This is a genomic window from Pseudomonas sp. Q11 (genome assembly GCF_024494355.1).
Taxonomy (GTDB): domain Bacteria; phylum Pseudomonadota; class Gammaproteobacteria; order Pseudomonadales; family Pseudomonadaceae; genus Aquipseudomonas; species Aquipseudomonas hefeiensis.
The window spans coordinates 40832-51840 of the sequence record NZ_JAKNQY010000008.1 but is presented as its reverse complement, the minus strand read 5'-3'; the positions used below and the strand labels follow the sequence as shown (position 1 = coordinate 51840).

Below are 11009 nucleotides of genomic sequence, written 5' to 3'. Positions count from 1 at the left end.
ACTCAGGTCTTCACGAAAACGGGGTCTGACGTTTTTCCCACTCGGTCATCCACAGGGCAAAGGCTTGCGGTTCCACTGCCTTGCTGAAGTAATATCCTTGGGCTTCCTCGCACTGATGAATCTTGAGGAACTCCAGTTGCTCAAGGGTTTCCACACCTTCGGCGATGATGTGCAGGTTCAGGCTCTTACCCAGGCTGATGATGGTGCTCACCAGTTTTGCGTCATTGCTGTCGATGCTCAGGTCGCCGACGAACGACTGATCGATCTTCAACACATCCACCGGAAATTTCTGCAGGTAGCTCAGGCTCGAGTAGCCGGTGCCGAAATCGTCGATGGCCAGTCGTATCCCCAGTTGCTTGATGGCCTTGAGGATGGCGACGGTGGTGTCGACGTTCTGCATCAGCACGCTTTCGGTGATCTCCAGTTCTAACTGTGTCGGGTCGAGTCCGGTTTCCTTGAGGGTCCGGGCGATGCCTTCGACGAAACCGCGCTGGCGAAAATCGATGGTCGAGACGTTGACAGACAGGTAGAGCGGGCGCATGCCGTCAGCTTGCCAGCGACAGGCCTGCTGGCAGGCTTCCTGGAGCACCCATTGGCTCAGTGGGACGATCAGGCCGCTGTCCTCGGCCACCGGGATAAAATCCGACGGATAGACTAACCCGTGGTCAGGTCGGTTCCAGCGCACCAGCGCTTCGACGCCGACCACTTTGCCGCTCCTCAGATCGAGCTTGGGCTGGTAATGCAGCACAAACTCCTTGCGCTGCAGGGCCAGGCGCAGACCCGATTCGATGGTCTGCTGCTGTCGCGCCCGCCGGTTCATGTCTTCGGTGAAAAAACGGTAATCGTTGGGTCCGGTTTCCTTGACGTTGCGCATCGCCGTCTCGGCTTTTTTGATCAACGCCACAGCGTCGAAACCGTCGGCCGGATACATGCTGATGCCCAGGCTTGCGGTGACGGTCAGGTCATGACCGTCGATGGGATGGGGCGCGCTGATGGCCGTGAGCAGCTTCTCGGCCACGCCTTTGGTCTGTTGCGGGTCGGTGATGTCTCCCAGTATCACCACGAACTCATCGGAGCCGTAGCGAAACACCGAGTCGGATTCACGCACTACCGTTGCCAGCGCCCGGGCCACCCGCTTGAGCATTTCGTCGCCCACGGGATGTCCCAGCGCGTTATTGATACGCTTGAAACGGTCCAGGCCGATGAACATCACCGCCAGTTGCCGGTCGTGCCGACGGCACTGCGCCATGGCCTGGGTCAGGCGATCACCGAGCAACATGCTGTTGGGCAACTCGGTGAGCACGTCGTATTGCAGCAAGTGGGAGACCTTCAGCAACTCCTGGACCCGCTCCTCGATCGTGCGTTCCAGGCTGCGCATCTTTCTCGCCGCATCCTGGGCCAGTTGCCATTTCCAGGTCATGGCACTGGCCATCTGGCGGATTTCCAGGGTGTCGAACGGTTTTTTCAGAATCAGCAACTGGTCGTCGAACTCGATACGTTCGGACATAGTTTCCCAGGAGTAATCCGAAAACGCCGTGCACAAAGCGATTTGCAGCCGTGGATCGGCCTCCCATAGGCGCTCGATGGTTTGCAGCCCATCCCAGCCCGGTGGCATGCGCATGTCGGCGAATACCAGCGCATAGGGCTGGCCTTCGGCCTGGGCGCGCTTGACCAGCTCCAGGGCCTCTTCGCCCTGATAGGCCGAGTCGATCTGAAATTGCAGCCGGCTGACCTGTGGTGTACCAAACAACAGGCTCTCGGTATCGTCCAGTGAGTCATCGCTGCCGGCACTTGGGCTGAGGATCTTGCGAAAATCCTGGTGGATCGCGGGTGTGTCGTCCACCACCAGGATTCGCCTGTTCGCAGGTACCGACATGGGGTTCATGGGTTGCTCTCCGATAGCTGGCTCGCAGACCGTGTCCAGTGGTCCGTCGCAGGAACGATGGCGCCGGCCTTGAGCAGTTCGGCGGCCTGGCCGCTGTCGACCGCGGTGCTGTAGTAATGCCCCTGGGCCAGCATCGGCCCGCCGCTGGACATCAGCGTAGTGCGTTGCTCCTGGGTCTCGACGCCTTCGGCAATGATCCCGATGCCCACGTCCCGGGCGAAGTTGATGATCGCCCGCAACGTCATGGCGTTCTCGGGATCGGCGTTGGCGCTGTCGAGAAACCGTTGGGCGAGCTTGAGGTGATTGACCCGGTAGGTCTTGAGGTAATCGAACGAGGAGTACTCGGTACCGAAATCGTCGATGGCAATTTGTACGCCCAGTTCGCACAGACGTGGCAGCACGTCGTTGTGGGTCCACTTGGTTTGCGCCAGGGTGGCCTCGGTGACGTCAAAGCGCAGGTCCCAAGGAGCCAGGCCCCAGCGGGCAGTGGTGCGCAGCACATCGTAGATCAGTTCAGGGCCGGTCTTGAGTTGGGTCAGGGACAGGTCGATGGCGATCACCGGGGGCGCCATGTCCTGGTCACGCCACTGGCGCATTTGTTGGCAGGCCTGGTCCAGCACCCAATGACCCAGGCCAATGATGATCCCGGTCTTCTCGGCGGCCGGCATGAACATTGCCGGCTCCAGCCAGCCGCGCTGAGGGTGGTTCCAGTGCACTTGCACGCCCATGCCCAGGATCTTGCCCGTGCCCAGGTCGACTTCCGGCAGGTAGTGCAAATGCAGTTCTTTATTTTCGATGGCCTGGCGCAGGTCGTTGGCCAGGGCGACGCGGTCGGTGACTTCCTGGTTAATCTCCTCGTTATGGAAATGGTACTGGTTGCGGCCCTTTTCCTTGGACCGGTACAGGGCCATATCGGACTGAGCCATGAGGCTGTCGGCGCTCTGGCTCTGGGAGGAGTACAGGCTGATGCCGATGCTCACGGAGATCCGTACGTCGTTGCCGTCCAGGGAGTAGGGCACCACCAGGGCATCCCGGATCTTGGCCGCCAGGGCGGCGCATTGGGTCGCTTCATGGACATCCAGTTGCAGGATGGCGAATTCGTCGCCACCCAGGCGCGCCACCACGTCGTTCTCCCGGGTACAGCCCTTGATGCGTGCGGCGACCTCCTGCAGCAGCAGGTCGCCGATCGGGTGACCCAGTGTGTCGTTGATTCGCTTGAAATGGTCCAGGTCCAGGTAAAACATCGCAAACGGTGCCGCCCCCCGGCGAGCTGCGGCAAAGGCTTGATGCAGGCGCTCGATCATGGTGGCGCGGTTGGCCAGCCCGGTCAGGCCGTCGGTGCGGGCCAGCAGGGCGATTTTCTCTTCGGCCAGCTTGCGTTCCGTGATGTCGAGAATGATGCCTTCCACCTCCAGCAGCAGGCCCTGTTCGTTGCGCACCGGGATGTAGCGGTTTTCCACCCAGCGGAACGCGCCGTCGCCGGTGCGCATGCGGAACTCGATGGACGCCCCTGCGGTGTCGCGGTTCAAGACGCGGACCATGGCGTCGTCGATCTTGCCCTGGTCGTCGGGATGGATCAGGGTTTGCGCCCAGTCCGGCGAGTTGACCAGTTGCGCCGCGGCGTGGCCGAACTTGGTGATGTTGTGGGAAATGTACATCAGCGCAAACGGCGGCTCGCCACGCAGGCGGTACAGGATGGTCGGGCTGTTCTGCACGATGATGTTGGCGTCGGCCAGCTCCCGTGTGCGCTCCTGCACCGCGCGCTCGAGCATGTCCATTTTCAGCGCCGCGTCTTCGGTCATCTGCCATTTGACGGTCAGGGTACTGGCCATCTGGCGGATCTCGATGGCATCGAAGGGTTTTTTCAGGATGAGCAGGCGGTCGCCCAGTTCGAGGCGCTCGGCGATGTCTTCCCAGGAATAATCCGAATAGGCGGTGCACAGCGCCACCTGCAGCTTGGGGTCGACGCGCCACAGCCGTTCGATGGTCTCAAGGCCATCCCAGCCAGGTGGCATGCGCATGTCGATGAACGCCATGGCGTAGGGTTTGCCTTCGGCCAAGGCAGATTCCACCTTGTTCAGCGCTTCCATGCCCTGGAAGGCCGAATCGAGCACGAAACTCATGCTGGCAACCGCCACAGGCGCGCCGAACAGGGCTGCTTCTGCGCTGCTCAGGCTGTCCTCGGGGGTCGCGTGGGGGCTGAGGATTTTTCGAAAGTCCTCATGAATTGCCGGAGTGTCATCGACGATCAGGATCCGCCGGTTGGCCCTTTCCGTCGGCAGGCTCATGGCCGTGCACCGTCGCGATGCTGACTGTTGAACCGTGGATACATCTGGGATCCCTTCCGTTGGCATGAGTATTCTGGCCGGTACTTGGCCCTTCATGGTCTACAGCATAGCTGTCTCGTCGGGATGCGCTCGGATGGTCAAGGCAAAATCGTGTCTAAATTCACGCAATCTACTAGCCTCTGTTTCGGGGGTAGCGTAGAACAGGTGTCGTTAACAGGAGGGGGGTCCAATGGAAGATCAATCGCAGGATGTACCGGTCAGGAAGCCGACGGTGCTGTTGGTCGATGACGAAGAGTCGATTCTCAATAGCCTGCGCCGGTTATTGCGCAGCCAGCCGTATGAAATCCTGCTGGCCGACAGCGGCGCCAAAGCCCTGGAAATCCTCAAGGAGCGGCCAGTCGATCTGGTCATGACCGATGCCCGCATGCCCAACATGGACGGCGCCACGCTGCTGGCGCAGATTCGCAAGCTTTATCCGTCGACCTTGCGCATCCTGCTCACCGGTTATGCCGATGTGGACATGATGACCAAGGCCATCAACGAGGGGCAGTTGTATCGCTACCTCAGCAAACCCTGGAACGATGATGAACTGGTGCAGGCCCTGCGCCAGGCCTTGGCGCACCAGCATTCCGAAAGCGAGCGCCAGCGCCTCGAAGCGCTGAACCGCGAGCAGAACGAACAGCTGCGGATACTCAACACCACCCTGGAAAAACGCGTGGCCTCGCGCACCGCCGAGCTACAGCAGACCGCCGACATGCTCGACCTGGCCTATGACGAACTCAAGCGCAGCTATGTGACCGGCACCGAAGTGTTTTCGTTGATCGCCAACCTGCGCCTGCCCAAGGCCAAGCAGACCAACCGGCAGATCATCGAGCTGATCCGGGTCTACAGCAGGCTGCACTTCCTGGACGAATCCACCGACCGCGACCTGACCATGGCCGCGGCCCTCTACAACATCGGCAAACTGAGCTGGACCGACAACATGATGGTCACGCCCGCCGACATGCTGCACCACACCGAGCTTGACCTCTACCGGGCCTATCCGAAGCAGAGCGAGTCGCTGCTGATGACCCTGGACCCGATGAAAGACGCGGCGCGTATCATCCTCCATCACCAGGAACGTTGGGATGGCAGTGGTTTTCCCGACCATCTGCGGGGCGAGGCCATTCCGTTCGGTTCGCGGCTGTTGAAACTGGCGGTGGACTTCATCGAACTGCAGCGCGGGTTGATCCTGGAGCGGCAGATGAACAGCGACGAGGCGCTGGTCTACATCCGCAAATACGCCGGCAAACTGTACGACCCGGGCATGGTGGAGGACTTCATCAAGGCGTGTGGTGAATACCTGGACGACGTGACCTTGTCGGATCCGACGGTGCAGGTCATGGCAACCCGCGACCTGACGGCCGGCATGATCCTGGCCCGCAACCTCAACGCCGACAACGGGATGCTGTTGCTCAACGCCGGCAAGGTGCTGAACGCGCCGCTGGTGGAAAAGCTCATTGCTTTCGAATCGATGGAAGGGGCCCAGTACAGTGTGTTCGTCAAAATCCCCGAAGAAGAAGCAGACCCTTCGGCGCCGAAGCCGATGTTGGGCTGACCGGGCGCTGACAAACCACACAGTCCCCCCTGTGGGCGCGAGCTTTGTGGGAGCCAAGCTTGCTCGCGATGAACGATGACGCGGTCCTGCAGTTAAACCGTGTCGCCCTCAATTGCTCGGCTTTCACAGGTAATGCTGTTCACTTAAGGAAACGGTGCTTTTGCGAGGGGGGGAGAGCGCTGTTTTCTTTGGGGTTGGGTTGGATTGGGTACATATCCGTTGCTGCGGTAATGGCGGCTTAGGGTTCCGCCCTGACGGCGGGTCACTTTTGAGAAGCCCGGAAGCCGGCCCAGTCAAAAGTAACCAAAACGCTTTTGCCCCACCACTCGGCACCTCGCCTAGGCTCGGTGTGCCCTCACTCCGGCATTGCTCCGTGGGCCCGCCGCGAAGGGCCATCCATGGCCCAGCGCGGCTATCCCGGCATCCATGCCGGGATGCCCACTACGCAATACCTGCGTTCGGCCATCGTGGTTAACGGGGCGCCCCAGATCAACGTCCACCGCGAGGCGGCCTAGTAGCCGACCTGGCTCTCCCGGTCGTACACCTGTCAGATCTGTGGGAGCAAAGCTTGCTCGCGAAGACGGCCTGACAGCCGACCTGTCTCTGACGTTTGTACTTCAATCCAACTGTGGGAGCGAGCTTGCTCGCGAAGGCGGCCTGACAGCCGACCTGTCTCTGGCGGCTGTAATTCGATCCAACTGTGGGAGCGAGCCTGCTCGCGAAGACGGCCTGACAGCCGACCTATCTCTGGCGTCTGTAATTCAATCCAACTGTGGGAGCAGCCTGCTCGCGAAGACGGCGGCACATTCAACATGGATGCAAGCAGACCCATCGCTATCGCGAGCAAGCTCGGCTCCCACAGGGATCGGCGGTGGACACGGATCTTATAAACGACCAAAAACCTGTGTGGGAGCGAGCCTGCTCGCGATGGCGGCCTGACAGCCGACCAGGATTGTGGGAATGGTCGGACAATCCTCCGGGTCGCAGCAGATTTTTCCGACGAACTCTGGCGGTTGCCGGGTGGGAAGGGCTGTCGCTAGTCTTTTCCCGTCGCTGCAAATTCAGCGGCCGGGCTTGGAAATCCGATAAGTAGACGGCGCGAAAGCGCCCTTCATGACGTATGCTTGCGGTCGTTTTTTGACCATGCTTTCGTTATGGCGGCTGTGCGCGGGAGACCTTCGGGTCTGTCGGGCTCGTTTACCCCGGTTTTCCAACCTGCGTACGGCTGCCACCCCTCGCTTGGAAACGAACGTGGCAGCTCCAACCTGTAGACGGAGTGTCACCCTATGTTCAAAGCCACACCCAATCCCCCCGAAACCGATCCCCAAGAACTCGATGAAGCCGCCAAGCGCGCCATCGACCATTATCTCGACCCCAGACCTCAAGCCAAAAAGAAAAAGCCCTCAGGTCAACTGTTCACCGTCGTGGACGGTGTCGACACCGAAAGCCTGCTGGCCAACCTCAGCGAAACTTTGGCCTCAGCCGATGCCATGGTCAGCGACCTTGCCTTCGACCTGAAAGGCTCGCGACGCCATGTTGCCCTTGGCATTCAGCAACTGATCGAGCTGGGCGCTTTATTGGCGAACCGGATGCTGGATAACGTCAATACACAACCCTGACCACACCGCGCGCAGAAGCGAGAAGGCTCGCTTCCAAATTGGACCGGAGTACGACCGGGAGAGCCAGGACGGCTGTAAGGCCGCCTCGCGAGCAAGCTTTGCTCCCACAGATCTGATGGGTGTACGACCGGAAGAACCAGGTCGGCTACCAGGCCGCCTCGCGGTGGACGTTGATCTCGGGCGCCCCGTTAACCACGATGGCTGAACGCAGGCATTGTGGAGTGGGCAACCCGGCATGGATGCCGGGTTAGCCGCGCTGGGCCATGGATGGCCCTTCGCGGCGGGCCCACGGAGCAATGCCGGAGTGAGGGCATGCCGAGCCTAAGCGAGGCACCGAGTGGTGGGGCAAAAGCGTTTTGCTTACTTTTGACTGGGCCGGCTTCCGGGCTTTTCAAAAGTGAGCCGCCGTCAGGGCGGAACCCTAAGTGGCCGTGACCGCAGCAACGGATATACACACCTACCCTGAAGACCCACAGCCTTAAGCGAACAGCATTAGGCTCCCACAGGAGACTGTGTTGATTTTTAGTCCCGCACCAGACTTTGCTCCCACCCCTACGCGCTGTAATCTCCCCACCATTTCCCCGGCCAAGGCTTCGATCACCCATGACCACTTCCCTCATCCGCATCGCCGCCGCCCTGTTGATCGGGCCGGACGGCCGGACCTTGCTGGTGCGCAAGCGCGGCACCCAGGCCTTCATGCAGCCGGGCGGCAAGATCGAGGCCGATGAACAACCGGTCCAGGCCCTGGCCCGTGAGCTGGACGAAGAGCTTGGGCTGACGATTGATCCGGCACAGGCCTGTTACCTGGGGGCGTTCAGTGCTCCGGCGGCCAACGAACCGGGTTTTGTCGTGCAGGCTGAAGTGTTTTTGCTGAGCATCGATGCGCCGGTTTCTCCCGCCGCCGAGATTGAAGAAGTGCGCTGGATCGACCCGGCCAGTGACGGCGACCTGCTGCTCGCGCCATTGACAGGCGAGGTGATCCTGCCGTTTTATCGAGCCAGCCTTCTCGAGACGTGCTGAACCCAGACTCAAGGACTGACGCCGATGATTCCATTGCCGGACCTGCTGATTTTTGCCGCCGCGGCGTTGCTGATGGTGCTCACGCCCGGCCCGAACATGATCTACCTGATTTCCCGTTCGATCTGCCAGGGCCGCAAGGCCGGCGTCACGTCCCTGCTGGGGGTGGTGGCGGGCTTCTTCGTGCACATGTTTGCCGCAGCTGCGGGGCTGACGGCGGTGTTCCTGGCGGTGCCCATGGCGTATGAAATATTGAAATGGGCCGGCGCACTGTACCTGCTGTGGCTGGCCTGGCAGGCGGTCAGGCCCGGCGCACGCTCACCGTTCCAGGCCCAGCAATTGCCCGCGGACTCGACGCGCAGGTTGATCACCATGGGGTTCCTCACCAGCGCCCTGAATCCGAAGATCGCGGTGTTCTACCTGTCGGTGTTCCCGCAGTTCATCAGCCCGGAACACGGTTCGTTGTTCACCCAGAGCATCATCCTGGGGCTGACCCAGATCAGCGTCAGCTTCAGCGTCAACTTGTTGATTGCCCTGTTCGCCGCTGGCATTGCCTCCTGGTTTGTCCATAACCCCACCTGGCTGGCGGCGCAGCGCTACTTCATGGGTTTTGTGCTCGGCGCGCTGGCGCTGCGCCTGATGCTTGAGCAGCGGCGTTCGGCGTGAGCATGTGGATCGAACGGCTGGATGCCAGTCATGCCCTGGCCTACCGCGAGCTGATGCTTGAAGCCTATGATCGCCATCCACAGGCGTTCACTTCCAGTGTGCGGGAGCGGGCGCTGATGCCGTTGAGTTGGTGGGAAGGGCGGTTGACCAGCAAGCTCGATGTGGTGCTGGGGGCGTTCGAAGCAGGAACATTGGCCGGCATCGTTGGCCTTGCTTTCGAACCGAGGGAAAAGGCCCGCCACAAGGCAACATTGTTTGGCATGTATGTGTCGGCCGATTTTCGTCAGCACGGTGTGGGGTATGAGCTGGTGCAAGCTGCACTGGCCGAAGCGCAAAACCACCCTGCGCTGAAACTCATCCAGCTCACCGTCACCGCTGGCAATGACGCCGCATTCAAGTTGTACCAGCGCTGCGGCTTCATCCAGTTCGGGCTCGAACCTTTAGCCGTGCGGGTGGGCGAGGATTACTTCGACAAAATACACATGTGGCGCCAGATATCGATGCCTGAGATCAAGGGCGAAGAGGCCGATTCGCCCTTGTCCCGAGAATCGGTCAAGGGTATTTGATCTCTGGCCGTGGACCGGTATAAACGGGCAAATCGGATTCCTGCGCAGGCGCGCTCATGCTTCCTGCTCCACTGTTCAAGCGCACGATTCTTATGTTTCGTATGCCGAAATCGTTGCCGTTACCGCTATCCTGGTCATTGTTTATATACATTCGTACCATCCCTCGTTCGGTGATGGTGAATACGATTGAAAACAGGTACCAGACGCCATCCTTGGGGACATGACGGGGAACGCCACGCCATTGCGGCATGCCGGTGTCAGGGTAAAGGATCGGGTTGACCAGCCCTGGAATGTGGCTGCTGTCGGCAACATGGGTTCCTTCGAACGTGAATTGGTATTGCCCGGGAATGAAAAGGAAATCCTGATAGAGGATGACCCCGGCGAAGCCGTATGGGGTGCCTTGGTCGGTGAAGTTGAAAAACGCGTTTACTGATTGATGGTTCATGACGTGTTGACGGATAGATCCGGAACGAGCCGCCAGATAGGGAATCCAGCCGTTATAGGCTTCCGCCAGTGAAGTGTAGTGATCCTCCCATTCCGTCGGTGCCGTGCCGATGATGATGGAGCTCGTTGTCGATACATTTCTGTTGCCCATCTGATCGACTATCCGGGCGCTCACCGGATGGGTGCCATCGCCGATTTGCTGAAGTTCGGCGGCCGTCAAGGTGTAGGTGATCGGGTTGGCAGGATGGACATAGGGGATTGTTTTATTCCAGGTCCCCACGGTCAGTGTCACCTCATCGTATTCGCGTGGGTAGCTGCGGGTGAAGGTGAACGTGCCCGGTTGTGCCGGATTGACGCTGGCCGGATGGCTGACGGTAATCCCGGATGGCGGGTAATGGAACAGCAGGTCCAGGACCGGGATCGAGTCCTCTTGATTCCCACTGACCCGGGTTACTCGGTAAAACATTGTGTTGTGGCCGTTCACCAGAGATCCCCATGGCAATTCCATCCGTATGCGGTTGTTCTCCTCGCCCGCCTTGATTACCTTGATCGCGGATGTCGCTTCGCCATTGACCCACAGCTGCACGGAATCGTCGATGGCCAGTGGTTTAGAGAGTGCCTCGGGCGGATCATAAGGATCAATCACCACGTACAGGCTGAGGGACGGTGAATGGATGGCCACCGGAATGCCACCGTGGTAGGCCCCGGTCGGCAGCACGGGTGCCTTCCATCCTGGAATTTTCATGGGCACCAGCGCGAGAGCTGTGTCGGACGGCGATGCGTTACGGGGGCTGTCCATCTCTTTCTCCTCGGCTACGGTGCCTGAACTGACTCGGGACAGGCACCATCAGAGCGCGAAAGGAGAAAAACTTCACCTGTCAGACCTGACAGGCGAGCATGCTATTTAGACGAATGGTTTTTGCTCGT

8 protein-coding genes are annotated in these 11009 nt (G+C 60.2%); 5 read left to right on the top strand and 3 right to left on the bottom strand.

All coding sequences use genetic code 11. The annotated features are described in order from the left end of the window. Positions 1-10 precede the first annotated feature (10 nt). Together MA884_RS10955 and MA884_RS10950 are read right to left on the bottom strand one after the other, a co-directional pair. A complete protein-coding gene (locus tag MA884_RS10955) occupies positions 11-1885 on the bottom strand; it encodes a bifunctional diguanylate cyclase/phosphodiesterase (protein WP_256230531.1) in 1875 nt (624 codons plus the stop codon). Next, the gene (locus tag MA884_RS10950) at positions 1882-4173 is read right to left on the bottom strand and encodes an EAL domain-containing protein (protein WP_256230529.1); all 2292 of its coding nucleotides are present in this window, start codon (positions 4171-4173) and stop codon (positions 1882-1884) included. Before MA884_RS10950 ends, MA884_RS10955 begins: the two co-directional genes overlap by 4 nt. 229 nt (positions 4174-4402) lie before the next feature. Between MA884_RS10950 and MA884_RS10945 the strand changes: the two genes are divergently transcribed. The 5 genes from MA884_RS10945 (at position 4403) to MA884_RS10925 (ending at position 9638) form a co-directional block, all read left to right on the top strand. After that, complete coding sequence (locus MA884_RS10945; RefSeq protein ID WP_256230527.1) at positions 4403-5770, top strand: HD domain-containing phosphohydrolase; 1368 nt, start codon at positions 4403-4405, stop codon at positions 5768-5770. 1286 nt (positions 5771-7056) lie between these two features. Next, positions 7057-7389 carry a DUF6124 family protein gene (locus MA884_RS10940; protein WP_256230526.1) on the top strand — a complete coding sequence of 111 codons (333 nt, stop codon included), beginning with the start codon at positions 7057-7059 and terminating at the stop codon, positions 7387-7389. Between the two features lie 603 nt (positions 7390-7992). Next, positions 7993-8409 (top strand): NUDIX domain-containing protein, encoded by a 417-nt coding sequence (locus tag MA884_RS10935; protein WP_256230525.1) that lies wholly within the window; start codon positions 7993-7995, stop codon positions 8407-8409. 24 nt (positions 8410-8433) lie between these two features. Next, positions 8434-9072: a LysE family translocator gene (locus MA884_RS10930; RefSeq protein ID WP_256230524.1), complete on the top strand. Its 639-nt coding sequence runs from the start codon at positions 8434-8436 to the stop codon at positions 9070-9072. Positions 9073-9074: 2 nt separating this feature from the next. After that, the gene (locus MA884_RS10925) at positions 9075-9638 is read left to right on the top strand and encodes a GNAT family N-acetyltransferase (RefSeq protein ID WP_256230647.1); all 564 of its coding nucleotides are present in this window, start codon (positions 9075-9077) and stop codon (positions 9636-9638) included. Here the strand turns inward: MA884_RS10925 and MA884_RS10920 are convergent. After that, positions 9625-10881: a hypothetical protein gene (locus MA884_RS10920; RefSeq protein WP_256230523.1), complete on the bottom strand. Its 1257-nt coding sequence runs from the start codon at positions 10879-10881 to the stop codon at positions 9625-9627. The genes MA884_RS10925 and MA884_RS10920 overlap by 14 nt on opposite strands. Positions 10882-11009: the final 128 nt, after the last annotated feature.